Here is a 20,831-nt window from a genome sequence, read left to right as displayed (position 1 = left end):
GAACGTACGGAAAAAGATATGAAAGACCGTCTTGATTCCTACAAGGAATTGGCAGACAGAAAGTAATACCCCTGTATCTCCCCTCTGTCTGTTAACAACCTCCATTTTCACCATAGATGTATAAGCGCACAAAAGCACTCTGGATGTGTATTCAGAGTGCTTTTGTGTGCTTGTTTGCTATTTGAGTTTGTTATAACCAACGATATGGTACAACGAAGTTAATATAAAATTTAACTATATAAAACCAAAATGAATATGTATTATACAAAATTTACATTGTATTGTAAAATAAACATAGAGTTAAGAACTACGAAAAACAATAACTGTATATGCATCTATGACGATAATATTATTAAAAATATGCGTATGTAGATGGACGGGGACATATGCGTCAATTTATGGATTAGTATTGTTCAAAACTATAATTATGTATAAGAATCTGTGATACGTGGCCACTACAGATCTTTTATAAAGCAGAAATCCGATGCTGTTATTTCATTGGTATACTTGAAAGGAGAAATCATATGAAAGAGCGTGAAGAACTCGAAAAAGAAGTCGAGATGGACGTTAAGGATGAAAAGGAACAAGTGTCTAATCAGGCCAAGCCAAATGCGTTGGCATTGATTCCATTCATCGTTTTTGTTGCCGTATACCTGGGCAGCGGCATTATTCTGGATATGAGCGGTATGGAAATGGCATTCTACCAGTTCCCGGCTCCGCTGGCAGCCGCTATTGGCGCGATTACTGCATTTTTTGTCATTAAAGGTAATTTTGAAGAAAAATTTGAAACGTTTGTTGCAGGCTGTGGTGATTCCAACATCATTATCATGTGTATCATCTACCTGCTGGCTGGTGGCTTTGCCGCTACTTGTAAAGCCATGGGTGGTATCGACTCGACGGTTAACCTGGGGCTGACCTATATCCCGCCAGAATACCTGGCAGCAGGCGTATTCGTCATTTCCGGTTTCATTGCTACGGCAACGGGCACATCTGTCGGCAGTGCGGCTGCTGTCGGACCTATCGCTGTTGCTGTTGCTGAAAAGGCCGGGATTCCCCTGCCTCTCATGATCGGCTGTGTCATGGGTGGGATTATGCTCGGCGATAATCTTTCCATTATTTCCGATACGACCATTGCCTCGACCCGTACACAGGGCTGTGCCATGAAAGATAAATTCCGCCTGAATTTCTGGCTGACTTTGATTCCGGCCATCCTGACGGTCATTCTTCTGATTATTTTCGGTGGTTCCGAAACGGCAGTCAGCACAGGGGACCATCCGTACAATCTCATTAAGGTTCTGCCTTATGTAGTCGTTCTGGTTACGGCTGTTGCCGGTGCCAACGTATTCCTGGTCCTGGCCGGCGGTATCGTTCTGGCTGGTGTTATCGGACTCTTCTATGGAGATCTGACGGCTCTTACTTTTGCACAGGCTGTTTATAAAGGCTTCCTGGGCATGACGGATATTTTCTTCCTCTCCATGCTGACCGGTGGCCTGGCTGCTATGGTCAATAAAGCCGGCGGGATTTCGTACCTGCTGGTCAATGTACAGCGTTTCATCAAAGGCAAGAATTCGGCCGAACTGGGTATCTCTGCACTGGTATCCATTACCGATATTGCTACGGCCAATAACACCGTTTCTATTATTATCAACGGCGAAGTTGCCAAACGCATCTGCTATAAGTTCCACGTAGATCCCCGCCGCAGTGCGGCCCTGCTGAGCACGTTCTCTTCTATCTTCCAGGGCCTCATCCCATACGGCGCACAGATGCTGATTATGGTTGGCTTTGCCAACGGCAGAGTATCTCCGCTGGAAGTATTACCCTATTGCTGGTTTATTTATCTCCTCGGCGTATCTGCTATCGTTTCTGTTTTTGTTCCTTTCTCCGATGGTTTCATCCGCAAAGATCCCTGGAACTTTGCCGAACAGAAACCGCAGAGTCAGGTTGGGAGTGGTGCTGAAAAAAGTACAAACTCCATAACAGCATAGGATTGATTTATTCAGAGGCTTCCGAAAAATGGGAGCCTCTGAATAGTATAAAAACAGGGAATGTAACAAAATGATTTGAAATCAATTTTGTTACGTTCCCTGTTTGTGTTTCCGTATCGGATCAGGTATCGGATGATTGATCCGGATTTGTAGAATCCTCTGTTTTGGGAGCCGCTGATTCCGATAAAGTCACTCCCCGGCTGATGAGGGTATTTTTTAACTGTTCGATGTAATCCCGGGCCGTCGATGATAAGGTCGTAGTCTGGGACTTGATCCAGCCGACGCGCATGATATCCAGCGGGTTTTTCATAGGAATGGACTCGATGGGCCAGTAATCCCAGGCCCGGAACAGAATCCCCGTGCCAATCGTATAGGCATCGGTAGAGGCGATAACACTGAATAAGGTGGAACGGTCGGTGATATTGATGGCCCGTTCGGGATTGATATCGGGGATGATGATTTCTTCAGAGAACTGGTACGAGTCCTCTTCCTGGGTATACTGGATATACGGATACGGGGCCAGCTGTTCTATAGACAGGGCATCATATTTGGATAACGGGTGGGCCGTATTCATAAATACATAGGGCGGATAAGAAAAGAGCTCTGTAAATTCCAGCCCGTTCTTACGGAGTGTCCGTTCCATGAATTTCTGCGTCATCTTGGAAATAAAGATGATGCCGACCTGGCTGCGCTGGGTGATGACGTCCTGAATGACCTGGGACGTACGGCCTTCACGGAAGGTGATGGTGTACCGGGGATTCCGTATAATCGATTGCAGATAATCGGTGAGGGCATCGACGGCAAACATATAATGTTGGGAAGAAATGGACAGGCGCAGCTTTTTCTCTCCTTCCTGCTGAGGACTGAAATGTTCACGCAGGCTCGTCGTCTGCTCGATGATATGATTGGCATAATTGAGGAATTCTAGCCCTTCCGGCGTAAAGCTGATGCCGTGGCGGTTCCGTTCCAGAATGGTAATGTGAAATTCTTTTTCCAGCTCTTTTACAGCCGTACTAAGACTGGGCTGGGCGATGAACAAAGCCTGGGCGGCTGCTGAAATAGAATTATGCTTTGATAACTCAACGATGTAATGAAGCTGTTGTAAGGTCATACTGCCACTTCCTTGGTATATAGGTAGACTATATATAAAAACAAAAAATGTCCGACATATAGTGTATATCATTATTTTAACAGAGTGTTTCCTAAAATAAAAGGAGTAACTATGAGAATATGGCGGAGTTATATGAATAACAGAAATAATATGACAAAATAATATATAGTTTTCTTATATATTTTTTCCTTTAGCAGTATTAATATAATTAAGGTAATCATTAAAATCAGGGAAGGCAGGCGTCTTTATGGACATAAAAAAATATGAAGTACTGCTGAAAGTCATAGAAAAGGGGAGTTATGTACGGGCTTGCAAAGAGCTGGGATATACCCAATCTGGTATTACTCATATGATGAACAGTCTGGAAAAAGAAATTGGGTTCCCGCTACTTCTGCGGAGTAACAAGGGAGTACGCCCTACGGCTGAGGGAGAGACTATTCTGCCTTATATACAGAAACTGGTAGCGGTCAATACGGAAGTAGAAGATCAATGTAATCTGGCCCGAAGAAATATAAAAAAGAAAGTCTGTGTAGGATGCTTCCCGACGATTTCCTGTGCATGGATGCCAAGCTTGATTGAACGGTTTCATCAGCAGTATCCTCATATCCAGGTGGATCTGGTAGAAGAAAATGGATTTGAACAATTGGAAGAATGGCTGAATACGGGAATGCTGGATGTTGCGATTATCAGCCGGCAACCGGGAAGAGAGTATGACTGGGTAGATTTGAAGGAAGATCAGTACAAGGCTGTTCTTCCCAAAGACCATGACTTGTGCCAATATAAAGAAATCCCGGCAGCAGAGCTGATGGGGCCTGATTTGTATATGTACCGTTCACTGGACGGGCAAGATATCGATGTTGTATCCTATTTTCAGCGCTTACATATTCCTAATACGGCAAAATTTACGTCCTATTCGGATCATACGGTCCTTTATCTGATTGAAAAGAAATTAGGAATAGGATTATTGCCGGAGTTACTGTTGAAACTCAATATCTCAGAACATCCGGATTTGGAAACGCGTCCGCTGGACCCACCGGTCATCCGCCATCTGGGAATGGCCGTACGTTCTTTGTCGTCAGCATCACTTCACACCAGGCGGTTCATTGAATGTGCAGTAGAAATGGTTAAAGATAATATTTTATAAATATACACTAAGAAAACCTGTAACGGTGAGTATCGCTACAGGTTTTTTGGTGCGCCCGGCATGGGCGCACTCTAATGGGTGAAAGTCCCTAGGCCGCCCGGTAGAGGGAAGGCCATAGCCAGAACCAAGGGTGTCCATCGTGAGATGGAATCTGGAGGAAGGTCGAGGCAAATCTCTGGTCTGACGAACAGAAATCACATAAGGCTAGTCATGGGGATAAGGCCACCAAACAGGTTGAAGTCCCATAGCTACACGGAACCATGAATAGTATATGTGGCAGACACATGGAGAGAAAGAGTGCGTTCTTACCCGGGGAGGTCTCACGGGCGTAGCCTACGCCATAGAATATTGGCGGTTACGGTTGAAACAAGATTTGTCGCGAGAAGTCAGCCGAGGTCATAGTACGGGACGGGCTATAGACCGACCCGGAAGGACCGAACTTTAGGAGATGTCAGTCAATGAAGACAACCAAACAGACGTATACAGGCCGAAAACTTCATCAAGAGGACTGCCCGCAAAAGGCAGCTGCGGAACAGCGAGGATATGCGGGAGTGCCCGTGTCTGTAAGGATTGCGGAACACAACGACATCATCACAGACTTGCCAGCGGACAGTCTGCTGAAGCGGATATTATCAAGGGACAACCTGAATGGTGCCTACAAGAAGGTAAAATCCAACCGGGGTGCAGGCGGAGTCGATAAGATGAGTGTAGATGAGCTTCTACCGTACCTTAGAGAACACCGTGTGGACCTCCTTCAGCAGATACGGGACGGCCACTATAAGCCAAACCCCGTCCGACGGGTAGAAATACCCAAAGAAGAAAAGGGGAAGTTCTGGAAATTAGGAATCCCCACGGCAGTAGACCGGGTCATCCAACAGGCAATCGCCCAGGTACTGACCCCAATCTATGAACCACAATTTTCAGACAGCAACTTCGGATTCCGTCCCAGACGGGGAGCCCATGATGCCCTGAAACAATGCCGGAAGTATGCCAACGAAGGATATGTCTATGTGGTGGATATGGATTTAGAGAAATTCTTTGACACCGTATGCCAGAGCAAGCTCATCGAAGTCCTGTCCCGGACCATCAAGGATGGCAGAGTCCTGTCGCTGATACACAAATACCTGAATGCCGGAATAATCCGGCAGGGAGTATTTGAGCGAAGCCAGCAGGGCGTGCCCCAGGGAGGGCCGTTAAGTCCCCTGCTCAGCAATATTATGCTGAACGAACTGGACAAGGAACTGGAAAAGCGCGGACATAAATTTGTGCGCTATGCCGATGACTGCATGATACTTTGTAAAAGCAAACGGAGTGCAGAGCGAACCCTGACCCACATCATCCCGTTCATCGAAGGGAAACTGTTCCTCAAAGTGAACCGGGAAAAGACTAGTGTGGCGCATATCTCAAGAGTGAAATACCTGGGATATGGATTCTACCGATACAAAGGAGAATGCCGGTTCAAGGTACATAAGAAATCGCAGAAAAAGATGATGAACCGTCTGCGGGAGATAACCCAGCGGAGCAAAGCGATAAGCAAGGAAGAAAGACCGCGTATCCTGAAGCGATTTATAAAAGGATGGGTAAACTACTTCAAACTGGCGGATATGAAGGGGCTGCTGAGAACGGTGGACGAATGGCTCCGCAGGAAAATACGGGCCATATACTGGAAACAGTGGAAGAAGGTAAAGACGCGATACCGGATGATACGGCAATACAACGTGCCGGAATGGAAGGTACACGAATTAGCCAACTGCCGGAAAGGGCCATGGAGAGCGGCACTCATGCTGAACTCCATCCTGACAAATAAAGAAATAGCCCGGCAAGGATATATCACCTTGTCGAGCTATTATGAGCAAAACTGTGAAAACTAGAGAACCGCCGTGTACCGAACGGTACGCACGGTGGTGTGAGAGGTCGGCGGGCCATGGTCCGCCTCCTACTCAATGTGTATATAGCTATGTATTAGAATCCTGAATACTTTCATTCAGGACTGTCTTTTTACGGAAAAAATAGTTTCTTGTATAATATACACAAAGGAAAGTAATTTTATTATTCATTTTTTGGCTCGCTACATTCTTTGTTATTCATAATGGCACGTCGTACTTTTTTTATTCTGCAGATGAGAAAGTAGTACACATACGTAAAAATCTTACTTCATTATTAAAAGGAGTGATAGCTACGGATGGGGCTACAGTGTTTATGCTGGCTTTTTATTTTATTGTAGTAGGGTGTGGCTCTCTGTGAATTTTAATCCGCTGTCTCAGGGAGAAAAATGGTTGGACTGAAGGGGAAAACTAGTGTACGTATATTGCAGAATTAAGGAGGGCTAAGGATGAGCAGTGCACCAGTATCTGAAAACAAAGAAAAAAATAGAGAACAATGGGGATCGCGGCTGGGGTATATTTTATCAACGGTTGGCATGGCCTTTGGCCTGGGTGCCATCTGGCGGTTTCCGTATCTCACGGCGCAGAACGGCGGTGATTCCTTTGTTTTGGCATTTACCATTATTACGATTGTCATTGCCGTACCCGCAGGAATGGCGGAAATTGCTTTTGGGCGGAAAATGCGTAACGGGACAATTGAAAGCTTTCGAAAAATATTGGGAGAAAAGGGCAAATACATTGGCTGGATATTTCCATTAGTTCCCATGTGCCTGAATATGTTTTATTTCGTTGTCGTTTCCTGGACACTGGTCTATACACTATACAGTTTATTCAGTGGCACGATGATGACAGATCCTATAGGATTCTTCAATGGTTTTATGGAAAATAAAACGGCCATATTTGCGTGGACGGTAGTTACGACGATTCTTATTGCCATTATCTGTCTGAAGGGTATTAAAGGTGGAATTGAAAAATTCTGTCTTTACGGTATTCCACTGGCATTTCTGCTGCTGGTCGTACTCATGGTCCGGGTATTTTTCCTGCCAGGCGCCATGGATGGAGTCATTATGATGGCCCGGCCGGATCTGGAACAGATGATGGATCCTTCTATGTGGTCCCGGGCAGCCGGTATGGCACTCTTTGCTATTGGGCTTGGGCCTTCCTACCTGACGGCGTTCGGACGTTATCTGCCAGAAAAATCAAATATTCCCATGGATTTTCTGGCTGTGGCCTGGTGGAATTTGTTTGGCTGTGTCGTTGCCGGATTTGCCATCGTTCCTGCCGTTGTAGCTTTTGGCCTTGATCTGCAGTCTGGTCCGGCACTGACCTATCTGACACTGCCCTATGTCTTTGCACAGATGCCATTTTCACAGATTATTGCATTCATGTTTTTCCTGACCATGCTGTTGGCAGGGCTGTCTTCGGCTATTGCTAATCTGGAAACATCGGCGACGACTATCGGTGATTCGCTGGGCTGGAGCCGCACGAAGGCGATTATTATTGTTTCTATCGTCATCATCTTGGGGGCGATTCCCTGTATCTGGGACGAAGCATTCCTGGCGAAGTTTGATTTCCTCGTAGGCGATGTAGGATATACGCTGACGGCAAGTCTCATGGCCTGCGTTCTGGCCTGGTATGTGGGAGCAAAGAAAATTCGTCTTACCATGCTCATGCCGGGCAGCAGCATCCGCATCGGCAGCTGGTTTGACTTCATCTACAAATATGTAGCCTGTCCGGTTCTCCTGTTTATGTTCATCCAGTCGCTTATGAATATACCTAAGATTTTCTTTCATTGAGATCCTATATATGGCATAGCATTAATACGATGCAGGGAGTGAATCAGATGGATGTTGTATTAAAGCAGGATTTAGTACCGGAAGAACTGCCTTCGTTGCAGGAGATACAAAGTAAGGCGGAAACAGAGTCCCGTGACATCCGGGTGGGGACGACACTATTTATGCGTACACATCATGTGTGTTCTGAAGGCGAATATAAACGGCGCATGATGAAAAAAAAGAAAGTTATGCATCACACAGCCATCGGCTGGAATTCGTTTGAAGAATCTGCCAAAAATTTCCGTTACATTTATAAACAGTTGACAGAACGTGGTGTCGTCCTGGACCGGTTTGGTATGTGTCTGGACTGGATCATGGGAGTGCCGGAAGATATGCGGGACCGTGTTACTCCGGGAACAGGCCTTATTCTGAATTCCGAAGAAGAGTGGCGTGCCTGCGGACAGATTGTGCCGATCCAGCCTCATTTTGGAGATCATATGATCGGTTCGTTGAATTCGACAGAAAATGTCAAACTTGCCCTTAAAGCAGGAGCAACGACGATTGGAAATATTGCTCAATATTATACGTACGAATATCCTGGCGGACTGATGAGCAAAAAAGACCGGGTCATCAATATGGCGGTGGCTATCGGGATTATGGCCCGGTTTAACGACCATGACACACTTATCCATTCCAATCTGGATGACGGTTTTGGCGCCATGTTCCACGATCTGGCTAATCTTACGGGATGGGCCATTCTGGAGCGATATATCGTGGAAGATTTGCTGGGAGCCCACCTGTCTCATTGCTTCGGTAATTTGTTTACCGATCCTATCATGCGGATTGTATTTCTTATGGCCATGGATGAAATCAATACAAAGCATTCGCTGGGATCGATGATTTATGGCAGCACGACCGATTATACTGGCGATTACGACCGGAACTACGGATCACTGTCCTCGTTTGTCCTGGCGGATACGTGTGGACAGCTCCTGTTTCCGACAGGGCATGCAGTCACGCCGATTCCCATTACGGAAGCCGTACGGATTCCTTCTCCAGATGAAATCATACAAGTTCATGTGACGGCCAATATGCTGGAAGAAAAAGCAAAACACTATGCGCCCTTCCTGAATATGGAAAAAATGACCGCTATTAAAGACCGGCTTGTAGCCGGAGGAGGCCTGTTTTTTGAACGGGTCATGAATGGAATGGATGATATCGGGGTTGATACCCGTAATCCCTGTGAACTTTTCATGGCATTAAAAGCAATGGGCCCGGCTCAACTGGAATCTCGTTATGGTGCCGGCAAGGAAGATTCTCAGGCTATGCGCGGCAGGATTCCAATCCAGCCGACCGATATTGTATGGACTATTAATCATCGTAAAGACGTTATCTGTCAGCGTATCAAAAACCTGGAACATTCACTGGAAGGTGTACCGGCAGTGGTTGCATCGACCGATGTCCACGAATTTGGCAAGGAAATCGTTAAATCCGTGCTGGAAAAAGCGGGAATGACGATTTTTGACCTTGGTGCCAACGTGGAACCCGATGAAATTGCAGATACACTAATAGAAACAGATGCCAAATTTATCCTTTTATCTACGTTTAACGGCATTGCCCTGACCTATGCTAAAAAGCTTCAGGACGTGTTGAAAAAAAGGCAGATACAGGCCCACGTCATTATGGGAGGCCTGCTCAATGAAAATATAGCAGGCAGTGATTTACCCGTAGAAGTCAGTGATGATTTGACGAAGAGGGGGATTATCTGTTCCAAGAGTGCCGATGAATTAGTAGATATCATAAAAGCAAAACTAAATACTACAGGAGGTCAGACTATGAGTACCGTATCCATTATCAAAGTGCAGGACAATACCGAACAGGCCATAGCGAAAGCTGTCCGTCAGGCCGTAGAAGCGATTGGCGGACTGGAAGATATCATCAAACCAGGTTTTCACGTCCTCATTAATCCTAATTTAGTTGCTAAAGGACAAGACCGTTTTTCCGGCGCCGTTACCCGGTATGAAGTTTGTAAGGCCATTGCTGATATGGTAAAGGAACTGGGAGCAGATCCTGTTATTGCTGAATCATCGGCAGCCGGTGTCGATACGGAGGAAGTGATCCGGTTTGCTGAATATGACAAGCTTCGTGAACAGGGATATACAGTCCTGGACTTGAAAAAAGAAAAGACTGTTAAAATCCCAGCTCCGGAAGGTCATATTATCAAAGAACTCTGGACATGGGAACCGGTAGCCAAGGCAGATGCCATCATCAGCGTGCCCGTTATGAAGACGCATGACCAGACGGAAGTTACGCTGGGAATCAAGAATCTCAAAGGGCTCATTCAGGACGGGGAGAAGAAACAGTTCCATAAGTTGGGCGTGTTCGGCGGTGTTGTCGATCTCAACCAGGCAATCCCCCGGGTCCTGACGATTGTAGATGGGATTACAGGACAGGAAGGCCTGGGGCCTATTTTTGGGGAACCGGTCCATATGAATCTTGTCATTGCATCGAAAGATTGTGTTGCTGCTGATGCTGTCACCAGTGCTGTCATGGGATATGATCCGGAAGAAGTGCGCACGACCGTAGAGGCCCATGAACGGGGACTTGGCGAAATGGATCTCCAGAAGATTGACATAAAAGGAGAACCGATTGATACAGTTAAACGACGTTTTAAGCGGGCTACGGAAGTCAAAATAGAAGGAGTGCCGCCGTTTACCATTATTGAAGATGCCAAAGCCTGCACGGGTTGCAAGGCAACGCTCATCAGTGCCATCATGGATATGAAGGCGGAACATATCGAATATCTGCTGGAAGGTAAAACCATCGTGCTGGGGCCGGTGACGGAAGACCGGATTCCGCAGGATGTTAAACCGGAAGACCTTATCTTTATGGGAGCCTGCACAGCAAAGCTCTGGTCTAAAGGAACGCCTTGTAAAGGATGCCCGCCGAATAATTCCTGGCTGATTCAGGCCGTAGCCGGTGACCGCATGCAGATTGGACGTCGCTATGCCCAGAATGAAAAAGAATGATACAACCATCAGGGAGGGATAGATATGGTAGCAACGAAAATGTATGAATTGGGAGCCAAAGCCAACCTGATTCGTACGCTCTACATGTTCGGCCTGCAGCAGGCTGAACATGTAGGGGAAGAAAATGTATTTGATTACAGTATCGGCAACCCGTCAGTACCGCCACCGCAGGCTGTATCGGACGCCATTGTCGAACTGGCGACGAAGTATTCTCCCATGGAAATCAACAGCTATACCCCGGCTATGGGTCTTCCCAAAGTACGCCAGGGACTGGCTGATTATATGAATCAGACTTACGGGGCTGATCTTAAGGCAGATAACTTCTATCTTACCTGCGGGGCCAGTGCCTCTCTGGCTATTATCATGAAAGCGCTGATTGAACAGGACGGAGACGAAGTCATTATCATCGCGCCTTATTATCCGGAATACAAGACATTTGTTACGGTTCCGGGAGGAAAGGCTGTCATCGTACCGCCAGATACAAAACACTTCCAGCTCGATATAGAAAAACTGGCAGTAGCCATTACGCCGCGGACGAAAGCGGTCCTGATTAATTCGCCAAACAATCCGTCAGGGATGGTATATTCGGCAGAAACGCTGACGAAATTAGGGGATCTCCTGCGGGAAAAATCACAGGAACTGGGCCATCCCATTTATCTGATTTCCGATGAACCGTACCGGGAAATTGTCTATGACCACATCCCTATTCTCTATGTGCCGAAGTTCTATAAAGATACGATTATTCTCTATTCGTACAGTAAGTCCCTGTCCCTTCCGGGAAACCGGGCCGGGTATATCCTGGTGCCGGAAGGCGTAGAAGACGGAAAAGATGTTTATACCGCCGTTTGTGGCGCCGGTCGTGCCCTGGGATTTGTCAATATGCCGACTCTGTATCAGCATGTCATCCTGAAATGCATGGGTATGACTTCAGATTTCAGTGTCTATGATCAGAACCGGAAGACACTGTACAACAATCTCAGTGAAATGGGATTTGACTGTGTATATCCCAGCGGAGCTTTCTACTTATTCATGAAAACACCCGATGGCGATGACATGCAGCTCATGGAAAACGGCAAGAAGATTAACCTTCTCCTCGTACCGGGGACGGGATTTGATTGCCCGGGATATGTCCGCATTTCGTACTGCAAACAGCCGGACATGATCGAACGCTCTTTGCCGGCTTTCCGGAAACTTCGCGATATGTACCGGCAGTAGTAGATGTTGCTATTATTTTGTTTACCCCTCACTTTACACTAATCTCATACAAAGAAACAGCCTGGCCAGGAAATGTCCTGTATCAGGCTGTTTCTTTGTATGCAGTTGTTTTCATGAGGCTTTGGCAACAATCAGGCCGCTGCCCAGAATCATAGCTGTACCGATGAGGAAGGTGAGGCCGATGGTTTCTCCCAGGAGCATCCAGCCCAGTAGTGTTCCCGTAATGGGCTGGACGAACAGGTACATGCCGCCTGTAGAAGCGGACATATACGTCAGGCCTTTGTTCCAGAAATAATACGCAAGGCCTGTGGCAAAAATGCCTATGAAGAGCACACCGGCGAGAAGATGCCAGTCGGACATCATGGCCAGAATAGCAGAAGGAATGCCTCCTGATTCGAATGGAGCCAGTATGATATCGGATATGAGCATGCAGTACATGGTAATGGTCAGCATGGAGTAGCGGGATGGTACTTTTTTGACCAGGACCATCATCAGCGCGACGGTGATTACAGCCAGAAGAAGCAGCAATCCGCCAAACTGTTGGGACGGTTCTATATCACCGATGCCGATAATGATGATGACGCCTGCTGTAGCTGTACAGACCGCCAGTCCTTTGCGCCGGGTAATGTGTTCTTTCAGGATAAGCCGTGACAGGATTACCATTCCGATAGGAATGGTGGACATGATGATGGCACTGATCTGGGATGTTGTAAGGGCTGTCCCATAGAATTGGGCCCAGATAGAAATGACATACCCGGAAAGACTCATGAGGAGAAGGAGTGGCCAGTGCTGCCGTTCTATTTTCCATGAAACGTGACAGAAAAGGCCGATAATAAGCAGGCATAGAACTCCGATGACGAGGCGCAGAAACACGAGTTCCATGGGATCGATGACCGTAAGGACTGCTTTACTAACGGGAAACTGGCATCCCCATATGATGCAGGCAGACAGAAGCAATGCCGGACCTTTCCAGGCACTGACTGATGAGTTCATCATATCATTCTTCGATGCCGATGCGGGCACCGATTCCCTTATCGAAGGGGTGTTTGCGCTTACAGATTTCCGATACGTAGTCCGCCATGTCGATGAGGGCCTGCGAAGGATTGCGGCCGGTCATGACGACTTCCAGTTTTTCCGGCTTTGTGCGCAGGAACTGCAATACTTTTTCTTCATCGAGAAGGTCCAGGCTGCAGGTGACGAGTATTTCATCGAGGACGAGCATGTCCGGCGTATCCTTGCGGACTTTGTCTACGATTTCATCGAACATGCGGGTCTGGATTTTTTTTGCTTCCGCCAGTTCGTCCGGTGTCATCTGGAAGGTGAATTTTTTAAATCCCTTGCCGCGGATGACCGTAATGCCGGGGATGCGGGCCAGTGAAGCCAGTTCCCCCGTTTCCATGTCCTTGAGGAACTGGGTGAATAATACTCTGCCGCCGCGGCCGGCACAGCGGATGGTCAGTCCCAGGGATGCCGTCGTTTTTCCCTTGCCGTCTCCGCAATAAATATGAATGAGTCCCGTGTCCATATAAAATCCCTCCTTGCAGGTAGTATTTTTTTTAGTATAGCATGGGAGACAGGGCTTGCACAGGGAATGAACTGGAAGAGAACAGGGGAATTTATTATAATCACACGCACATTTTTTCATATAGCATGAGTTTCTACTTCTGTTTATTTCACAAGTTCGTCACATTTTCAAACGTATTACGTTTTACTATATCCGCTGGTACTTGACAAGTGACATATGGCGGTGTATGATTTGGTACATTAAATGAACATCGTCCCAAAACCTTTGAGGCGGAAGTAAAAACATGACGTGCACGTACAGAGAGCCGGGGTGCTGAGAGCCGGCCGTAAGCAGCTTGTTAAATGGACCGCTGAGGGCGCAGTCAAAAGCTGATGCTGAGTATTCTGCGACGTGGAGGCATACGTCAGTTGCCGGGAATATGATGGTATTCCGTCGAGAGCAGGAGTCAGATCCTGAAGCAAGGTGGCACCGCGGTATAAGTTAACCGTCCTTGACAATATGTACAATTGTCAGGGGCGGTTTTTTGGTGTCTGAATAGAGGAGGTTCTTATGGAAACGCTGAGTCTGGAAGAAATAAAAAAATATGCCGGCACCTATAAGGTTGTACCCTTGTGCCGCAGTATATATGCCGATGTACGTACTCCCGTCGAAGTGCTGCGCATCGTCAAAAATGTCAGCTCCCATTGCTATCTGCTGGAAAGTATGGAAGACAGCCAGCGCTGGGGCCGGTACAGTTTTATCGGATACGATCCGCAGATGGGCATCTATTGCAAAGACGGCGTTGTCCATATCAAGACCGGGGCGGAAGTCACGGTCCGGTCGCAGCATCCGGAAACATTTATCAGCCAGATTCTGGACGATAATAAAGCACCGCGTATTGATGGTATGCCTCCATTTACAGGCGGCCTTGTCGGGTATTTTGCTTATGATTTCATCAAATATGCAGAACCATCTTTGAAACTGCAGGCAAAAGATGATGACGGATTCAATGATTTTGACCTCATGCTTTTTGATAAGGTCATCGTATTCGATAATCTCAAACAGCAGATTTATCTCATCGTCAATGTCCGGCTGGAATCGGCTGATGAAAATTACAACCGGGCTATGCTGGAACTGCAGCGCATGGAAGAACTCATCCGCAGAGGGGAAAAGGCCCGGAATATTCCCCTTTCTCTTAAAAGTGAGTTCAAACCTCTTTTTACAAAAGACGAATATTGCCGCATGGTGGAAAATGGAAAGGAATACATCCGGGAAGGCGATATTTTCCAGGTCGTCCTCTCCAACCGCATGATGGCCGAAGCCGAAGGCAGTCTGCTCGATACGTACCGTGTACTGCGCACGCTGAATCCTTCGCCGTACATGTTCTTCTTTTCCGGTGATGAAATCGAGCTGGCCGGATCGTCTCCGGAAACACTGACCCGGCTGGAAGATGGCGATTTATTTACCTTTCCGCTGGCAGGCTCGCGTCCGCGGGGAAAGACGCCGGAAGAAGATAAGGCGCTGGAACAGGAATTACTTCACAACGCCAAGGAATTGGCAGAACATAATATGCTCGTCGATCTGGGGCGGAACGATCTGGGACGTATCAGTGAATTTGGCAGCGTCCACGTGGAAAAATATCTCGATGTACTCCGCTTTTCCCATATCATGCATATTGGTTCAACTGTGCACAGCCGGATACGGCCAGACAAGACGGCCGTCGATGCCATTGCCTCGGTGCTGCCGGCCGGGACACTTTCCGGGGCTCCCAAAATCCGGGCCTGTGAAATCATCGATGAACTGGAAGGCCATAAACGGGGCGTTTACGGCGGAGCCATCGGGTATATTGATTTTACGGGGAACATGGACTGCTGTATCGGCATCCGCCTGGCATACAAGAAAAAGAATCATGTCTTCGTCTGCTCCGGTGCCGGTATCGTAGCGGACAGCATTCCGGAACAGGAACATCAGGAATGCATCAATAAGGCAAAAGCCGTTGTACTCGCGTTGGAAAAGGCCGATGGAGGGATAGACCAATGATTGTACTCATCGATAATTATGATAGTTTTACGTATAATCTGTATCAGCTTCTGGGTCAGTTCGACCCGGACATTACACCGGTCCGCAATGATGAAAAGAACGTAGAGGAAATTGCGGCTATGAATCCGGATCACATCATCATTTCACCGGGACCGGGAAGACCGGCTGATGCAGGGATTTGTGAACAGGCCATTACGTATTTCACGGGAAAAGTACCGCTCCTCGGCGTCTGCCTGGGCCATCAGGCCTTGTGTGAAGCCTACGGTGGTACGATTACCTATGCCAAAGAGTTGATGCATGGCAAGCAGTCCGTTGTGGAAGTCAATACGGAAGATCCGCTGTTTTCCGGACTGGGAAGTCGTATCGATGTAGGAAGGTATCATTCGCTGGCACTGGATCCGCATACGCTGCCTGATGAATTACAGGTGCTGGCCCGGACAGAAGATGGAGAAATCATGGCAGTACGTCACAAGGACTATCCGACATACGGCCTGCAGTTCCATCCGGAATCGATCCTGACCCCGCAGGGGCCGATTATGATACAGAATTTTTTGAATATGCATATCTGATACGGTATAGAACAGAGGGGGAGTTATCATGATTAAAGAAGCGATTATTAAAATTGTCAGCAAAGGTGACCTGACGTACGATGAAGCAAAAACAGTCATGCTGGAAATCATGAAGGGGGAAACGACGCCGACGCAGAATGCGGCTTTTCTTTCCGCTCTTTCTACGAAGAGCACGAAAGCAGAAACCATCGATGAAATTTCAGGATGTGCCGAAGCGATGCGTTCCCTGGCGACGCCAGTTCCTCATCCGGGCATGGAAGTGCTGGAAATCGTCGGTACCGGCGGTGACGGGGCCCATTCCTTCAATATTTCCACGACGGCCGCTATGGTTATTGCTTCAGCCGGTGTCAAAGTAGCCAAACACGGCAACCGGGCCGCTTCTTCTTTATGCGGTACGGCAGATTGCCTGGAAGCATTGGGAATCAATATACAGCAGGATCCGGATCTGGCCCTTACGATGCTGAAGGAAACGAATTTCTGCTTTATGTTTGCCCAGAAATATCACGCCGCCATGAAATATGTCGGTCCCATCCGCAAAGAGCTCGGGTTCCGGACGGTATTCAATATCCTCGGGCCGCTGACCAACCCGGCCAGACCGGAAATGTTCCTCCTCGGCGTATACGATGAATATCTCGTAGAACCGCTGGTAAAAGTTCTCGATTCTCTCGGAGTCAAACGGGCTATTGTCGCCTATGGACAGGAAAAGCTCGATGAAATATCGCCGAATGGTCCGACGACAATCTGCGAACTGCGTGACGGATATTACCGGACTTCGGTCATCCGGCCGGAAGACTTTGGACTGGTGCCGGGAACGAAGGACGACCTGGTCGGCGGCAAACCGGAAGAAAACGCACAGATTACCCGGGATATCCTGAAAGGCAAGATTCAGGGAACGAAACGCAATGTCGTGCTGCTCAATGCCGGAGCTGCACTGTTTGTGGCCCGCAAGGCCGCTTCTATAGCCGATGGCGTTGCCCTGGCGGCTTCTCTGATAGATAGCGGCAAGGCGACGGAAACGCTGAATCGCTGCATTGCTGTCAGCAATCAGTAAAGGTGGCAGACGATGATACTGGATGATATTACCGCTGCCGTAGCCAGACGGCTGGCAGCAGATAAAGAACAGATTTCCCCGGAAATCATGAAAAAAACGGCCTTGTCGGCGCCGCAAAAACAGGGTTTCCCCTTTGAAAAAGCACTGGCGCAGGATGGACTGTCCTTTATTTGTGAAGTCAAGAGAGCTTCGCCATCGAAAGGCCTGATTGCTCCTGATTTCCCATATGTCACTATTGCCAGAGCGTATGAAGAGGCAGGGGCAGCGGCGATTTCCTGCCTGACCGAGCGGGATTATTTTCAGGGCAGCATAGACTATTTGAAGGATATTGCCAGCCAGGTTTCTATCCCGGTCCTGCGCAAAGATTTTATCATTGATGAATACCAGATTTATGAAGCACGGGCCAATGGGGCGGCAGCTATTCTCCTTATATGCGCCATCCTCGATGATGACACATTACGGCGGTTCTTTGCGTTGGCCGATTCTCTGGGGCTTTCGGCCCTGGTTGAAGCCCACGATGAGCAGGAAGTGCGCCGGGCCGTAGCGGCCGGAGCGCGTATCATTGGTGTCAATAACCGCAATCTGAAAGATTTTACCGTATCTCTTTCTACGAGCTGCCGCCTGCGGCCCATGGTTCCTCCGTCCATTCTGTTTGTGGCAGAAAGCGGAATCAAAACGGCCGCTCACACGAGGACGCTCAGGGAACACGGCGTCGATGCCGTACTCATAGGTGAAACGCTGATGCGGGCTGCTGATAAAAAAGCCATGCTGGCTGAACTGGCAGGTGAATGATATGGTAAAAGTCAAGCTCTGTGGTCTGAAGCGGTTGTGTGATATTGAATGGACCAATGAGGTAATGCCTGATTATGCTGGATTTGTTTTTGCCGGACAGAAACGGCGCGTAACCGATGAACTGGCGGCCAGCCTGCGGCATCATCTCCGACCGGAAATCCAGGCTGTAGGGGTCTTCCAGAACGAAGACATTCATCACATTGCCGATTTAGTAAGAAAGGGAACCATCCAGCTGGTACAGCTTCATGGCTGTGAAGATGAGGACTATATCCGGGAGTTGCGAAACATCATTTCCGTACCGGTCATTCAGGCTCTTTCCCTGGACAGGGAAGACCAACTGGAGGCAGTCCGGTGCAGCAGTGCCGATTACATTCTGCTGGATCACGGGACCGGCGGGACAGGGCAGGTTTTTGACTGGTCGCTCTTGTCCCGCGTGCACCGTCCCTTTTTCCTGGCAGGAGGGCTTCATCCGGAAAATGTGGAACAGGCACTGGCATATCATCCGTTTGCTGTCGATGTGAGCAGCGGAATCGAGACGGATGGAGTCAAAGATTATGAAAAAATAAAACAATTTATGGCACACGTACACAGCGTGATGCAGCAGGAGGAACGAATATGACAACAGGAAGATTTGGCCCGTTCGGCGGCCAGTATATACCGGAAACATTGATGAATGAAATCCAGCGGCTGGATAAAGCCTATGCGTATTATAAGAATGACCCTCAGTTCCAGGCAGAACTCAAGGATTTACTGGACAATTATGCAAACAGGCCTTCACTTCTGTATTATGCTGAACGGATGACGAAGGACCTGGGCGGGGCAAAGATTTATCTGAAACGGGAGGACCTGAATCATACAGGCGCCCACAAAATCAATAATGCCCTCGGCCAGTGCTTGCTGGCAAAAAAAATGGGCAAGACCCGGGTCATAGCAGAAACCGGTGCCGGACAGCACGGAGTAGCTACGGCTACGGCTGCGGCATTCCTGGGACTGGAATGTGAAGTATTCATGGGGGAAGAAGATACAATCCGCCAGGCACTGAATGTATACCGGATGGAACTTCTGGGAGCCAAAGTCCACGCCGTTACGTCGGGATCGCGGGTTCTCAAGGATGCGGTCAATGAAGCCATGCGCGAATGGGTCAGCCGCGTCGATGATACGCACTATGTCATCGGCTCGACCATGGGCCCCCATCCGTTCCCGATGATGGTCCGTGATTTCCAGGCTGTCATCAGTCAGGAAGCGCGGCAGCAGATTCTGGAAAAAGAAGGAAAATTGCCGACGGCCGTTCTGGCCTGTGTAGGCGGCGGATCGAATGCTATGGGTATGTTCTATCATTTCATTCCCGATACAGGTGTTCAGCTCATTGGCTGCGAAGCTGCCGGCAAGGGCATCGATACCAAACTCCATGCGGCTACGATTGCAAAAGGGAAGGTCGGAATATTCCATGGCATGAAGTCCCTGTTCTGCCAGAATGATGATGGACAGATCGATGCCGTATATTCCATTTCGGCCGGTCTCGATTATCCCGGTATCGGGCCGGAACATGCCTACCTGCATGAAACGGGCCGCGCCCAGTACGTACCGGTCAAAGATGATCAGGCCGTAGAAGCCTTTGAATATCTGGCCCGTACGGAAGGTATCATCTGCGCTATCGAAAGTGCCCATGCCGTATACCATGCGATGCAGATAGCACCGAAGATGAATAAAGACGATATCATCATCGTCTGCCTGTCCGGCCGGGGAGATAAGGACGTAGCGGCTATTGCAAGATATAAAGGGAGGGACATCCATGAGTAAGATTGGCAACGCATTTAAAGATGGCAAGGCGTTTATCGGATTTCTGACTGCCGGGGATCCGTCACTTGATAAAACCTATGAATATATTATGACCATGGAAAAGGCTGGCGCTGATCTGATAGAAATCGGCATTCCTTTTTCTGATCCGATTGCCGAAGGCATCGTCATCCAGGAAGCAGATCTGCGTTCTCTGAAAGCTGGTACGCGCATAGACGACGTTTTTGAACTGGTGAAGAAGGTGCGCAGGGAAACACAGATTCCTCTCGTATTCCTGACCTATCTGAATCCTGTATTTTACTATGGGCCGGACCGGTTCTTTGCCCGGTGTGAAGAAACGGGAATGGATGGCATCATCATCCCCGATATGCCCTACGAAGAACGGGATGAATGTGCGGCAGCGGCAAAAGCCCATGGCATTGACATCATTTCCATGATTGCGCCGACTTCAAAAGACCGGATTGAAAAAATAGCAAAGGCAGGGGAAGGATTCCTGTATATCGTTTCCTCCCTGGGTGTTACGGGGACGCGTACGGAAATCAAAACAGACCTTAAAGAAATTATTGATGTCGTAAAACATGTGACGGATGTTCCGGCTGCGGTTGGATTCGGCATCAATACGACTGAACAGGCAGAAAAAATCGGCGCCGTTGCCGATGGTGTCATCGTTGGCAGCGCCATTGTCAAGATTATTGCCAAATATGGGGATGATGCGGCTCCCTATATTTATGATTACGTAAAATCGATGAAAGAAGCGACCATGCGGAGCGTGCAGTAATCACATCTGTACCTGTATATAAAATGAACCCGGAGGGCACACGACATATGCCCACCGGGTTTTCTTACGTTTCTTTCTTATGTGCAGTCGATATGAGTTATTCTGGTTCTGGTATCTTTAACCTCGCAAAAAAATCACATATAATCATTCGCTTACTA

Annotated in this window: 16 protein-coding genes; 13 read left to right on the top strand and 3 right to left on the bottom strand. The window is 48.1% G+C overall.

Features of this window, described 5'->3' with window-relative positions:
* Positions 1-524: 524 nt before the first annotated feature.
* Entirely contained in the window at positions 525-1,985 is a 1,461-nt protein-coding gene (locus DW949_RS04395) for a Na+/H+ antiporter NhaC family protein (RefSeq protein WP_233539484.1), read from the top strand.
* 121 nt (positions 1,986-2,106) lie between these two features.
* Here DW949_RS04395 and DW949_RS04390 read toward each other — a convergent pair whose 3' ends face one another.
* On the bottom strand, positions 2,107-3,096 hold the full coding sequence (locus DW949_RS04390; RefSeq protein ID WP_158570634.1) for a LysR family transcriptional regulator: 990 nt from the start codon (positions 3,094-3,096) through the stop codon (positions 2,107-2,109).
* Positions 3,097-3,343: 247 nt separating this feature from the next.
* Between DW949_RS04390 and DW949_RS04385 the strand changes: the two genes are divergently transcribed.
* The 5 genes from DW949_RS04385 (at position 3,344) to DW949_RS04360 (ending at position 12,142) form a co-directional block, all read left to right on the top strand.
* A complete protein-coding gene (locus DW949_RS04385) occupies positions 3,344-4,240 on the top strand; it encodes a LysR family transcriptional regulator (RefSeq protein ID WP_118022026.1) in 897 nt (298 codons plus the stop codon).
* A 458-nt stretch (positions 4,241-4,698) separates the two neighbouring features.
* Complete coding sequence (ltrA, locus tag DW949_RS04375) at positions 4,699-6,111, top strand: group II intron reverse transcriptase/maturase (RefSeq protein WP_118022024.1); 1,413 nt, start codon at positions 4,699-4,701, stop codon at positions 6,109-6,111.
* A gap of 461 nt (positions 6,112-6,572) precedes the next feature.
* Positions 6,573-7,919, top strand: a complete 1,347-nt coding sequence (locus tag DW949_RS04370) for a sodium-dependent transporter (RefSeq protein ID WP_118022023.1) — start codon at positions 6,573-6,575, stop codon at positions 7,917-7,919.
* 47 nt (positions 7,920-7,966) lie between these two features.
* Positions 7,967-10,927 (top strand): DUF362 domain-containing protein, encoded by a 2,961-nt coding sequence (locus tag DW949_RS04365; RefSeq protein ID WP_118022022.1) that lies wholly within the window; start codon positions 7,967-7,969, stop codon positions 10,925-10,927.
* Between the two features lie 24 nt (positions 10,928-10,951).
* Complete coding sequence (locus DW949_RS04360; RefSeq protein WP_118022021.1) at positions 10,952-12,142, top strand: pyridoxal phosphate-dependent aminotransferase; 1,191 nt, start codon at positions 10,952-10,954, stop codon at positions 12,140-12,142.
* A 111-nt stretch (positions 12,143-12,253) separates the two neighbouring features.
* Here DW949_RS04360 and DW949_RS04355 read toward each other — a convergent pair whose 3' ends face one another.
* Both DW949_RS04355 and DW949_RS04350 read right to left on the bottom strand, forming a co-directional pair.
* Positions 12,254-13,138: a DMT family transporter gene (locus DW949_RS04355; protein WP_118022020.1), complete on the bottom strand. Its 885-nt coding sequence runs from the start codon at positions 13,136-13,138 to the stop codon at positions 12,254-12,256.
* A 1-nt stretch (position 13,139) separates the two neighbouring features.
* Positions 13,140-13,667 carry a cob(I)yrinic acid a,c-diamide adenosyltransferase gene (locus DW949_RS04350; RefSeq protein ID WP_118022019.1) on the bottom strand — a complete coding sequence of 176 codons (528 nt, stop codon included), beginning with the start codon at positions 13,665-13,667 and terminating at the stop codon, positions 13,140-13,142.
* A gap of 549 nt (positions 13,668-14,216) precedes the next feature.
* On the opposite strand from DW949_RS04350, the gene DW949_RS04345 reads away from it, so the two are divergent.
* The 7 genes from DW949_RS04345 to trpA are packed head-to-tail and all read left to right on the top strand — an operon-like array spanning position 14,217 to position 20,673.
* Positions 14,217-15,686 carry an anthranilate synthase component I family protein gene (locus DW949_RS04345; protein ID WP_118022018.1) on the top strand — a complete coding sequence of 490 codons (1,470 nt, stop codon included), beginning with the start codon at positions 14,217-14,219 and terminating at the stop codon, positions 15,684-15,686.
* On the top strand, positions 15,683-16,255 hold the full coding sequence (locus tag DW949_RS04340) for an aminodeoxychorismate/anthranilate synthase component II (protein WP_118022017.1): 573 nt from the start codon (positions 15,683-15,685) through the stop codon (positions 16,253-16,255). The genes DW949_RS04345 and DW949_RS04340 overlap by 4 nt, the downstream gene beginning before the upstream one ends.
* Before the next feature lie 28 nt (positions 16,256-16,283).
* The gene (trpD, locus tag DW949_RS04335; RefSeq protein ID WP_118022016.1) at positions 16,284-17,306 is read left to right on the top strand and encodes an anthranilate phosphoribosyltransferase; all 1,023 of its coding nucleotides are present in this window, start codon (positions 16,284-16,286) and stop codon (positions 17,304-17,306) included.
* Between the two features lie 12 nt (positions 17,307-17,318).
* Positions 17,319-18,098, top strand: a complete 780-nt coding sequence (gene trpC, locus DW949_RS04330; RefSeq protein WP_118022015.1) for an indole-3-glycerol phosphate synthase TrpC — start codon at positions 17,319-17,321, stop codon at positions 18,096-18,098.
* 1 nt (position 18,099) lies between these two features.
* A complete protein-coding gene (locus tag DW949_RS04325) occupies positions 18,100-18,717 on the top strand; it encodes a phosphoribosylanthranilate isomerase (RefSeq protein WP_118022014.1) in 618 nt (205 codons plus the stop codon).
* Positions 18,714-19,898, top strand: a complete 1,185-nt coding sequence (gene trpB / locus DW949_RS04320) for a tryptophan synthase subunit beta (RefSeq protein WP_118022013.1) — start codon at positions 18,714-18,716, stop codon at positions 19,896-19,898. The genes DW949_RS04325 and trpB overlap by 4 nt, the downstream gene beginning before the upstream one ends.
* Positions 19,891-20,673, top strand: a complete 783-nt coding sequence (gene trpA, locus DW949_RS04315; RefSeq protein WP_118022012.1) for a tryptophan synthase subunit alpha — start codon at positions 19,891-19,893, stop codon at positions 20,671-20,673. Before trpB ends, trpA begins: the two co-directional genes overlap by 8 nt.
* Positions 20,674-20,831: the final 158 nt, after the last annotated feature.

Source organism: Megasphaera sp. AM44-1BH, from assembly GCF_003467125.1.
In the GTDB taxonomy this organism is placed as follows: domain Bacteria; phylum Bacillota; class Negativicutes; order Veillonellales; family Megasphaeraceae; genus Megasphaera.
The sequence above is the reverse complement of the archived record's forward strand: the minus strand, read 5'-3'. Positions and strand labels throughout refer to the sequence as shown.

Excerpts from the sequence above, each read along its gene's own strand:
- DW949_RS04395 (WP_233539484.1), top strand. The coding sequence starts at position 525 with ATGAAAGAGCGTGAAGAACTCGAAAAAGAAGTCGAGATGGACGTTAAG.
- DW949_RS04390 (WP_158570634.1), bottom strand. The coding sequence starts at position 3,096 with ATGACCTTACAACAGCTTCATTACATCGTTGAGTTATCAAAGCATAAT.
- DW949_RS04385 (WP_118022026.1), top strand. The coding sequence starts at position 3,344 with ATGGACATAAAAAAATATGAAGTACTGCTGAAAGTCATAGAAAAGGGG.
- ltrA (WP_118022024.1), top strand. The coding sequence starts at position 4,699 with ATGAAGACAACCAAACAGACGTATACAGGCCGAAAACTTCATCAAGAG.
- DW949_RS04370 (WP_118022023.1), top strand. The coding sequence starts at position 6,573 with ATGAGCAGTGCACCAGTATCTGAAAACAAAGAAAAAAATAGAGAACAA.
- DW949_RS04365 (WP_118022022.1), top strand. The coding sequence starts at position 7,967 with ATGGATGTTGTATTAAAGCAGGATTTAGTACCGGAAGAACTGCCTTCG.
- DW949_RS04360 (WP_118022021.1), top strand. The coding sequence starts at position 10,952 with ATGGTAGCAACGAAAATGTATGAATTGGGAGCCAAAGCCAACCTGATT.
- DW949_RS04355 (WP_118022020.1), bottom strand. The coding sequence starts at position 13,138 with ATGATGAACTCATCAGTCAGTGCCTGGAAAGGTCCGGCATTGCTTCTG.
- DW949_RS04350 (WP_118022019.1), bottom strand. The coding sequence starts at position 13,667 with ATGGACACGGGACTCATTCATATTTATTGCGGAGACGGCAAGGGAAAA.
- DW949_RS04345 (WP_118022018.1), top strand. The coding sequence starts at position 14,217 with ATGGAAACGCTGAGTCTGGAAGAAATAAAAAAATATGCCGGCACCTAT.
- DW949_RS04340 (WP_118022017.1), top strand. The coding sequence starts at position 15,683 with ATGATTGTACTCATCGATAATTATGATAGTTTTACGTATAATCTGTAT.
- trpD (WP_118022016.1), top strand. The coding sequence starts at position 16,284 with ATGATTAAAGAAGCGATTATTAAAATTGTCAGCAAAGGTGACCTGACG.
- trpC (WP_118022015.1), top strand. The coding sequence starts at position 17,319 with ATGATACTGGATGATATTACCGCTGCCGTAGCCAGACGGCTGGCAGCA.
- DW949_RS04325 (WP_118022014.1), top strand. The coding sequence starts at position 18,100 with ATGGTAAAAGTCAAGCTCTGTGGTCTGAAGCGGTTGTGTGATATTGAA.
- trpB (WP_118022013.1), top strand. The coding sequence starts at position 18,714 with ATGACAACAGGAAGATTTGGCCCGTTCGGCGGCCAGTATATACCGGAA.
- trpA (WP_118022012.1), top strand. The coding sequence starts at position 19,891 with ATGAGTAAGATTGGCAACGCATTTAAAGATGGCAAGGCGTTTATCGGA.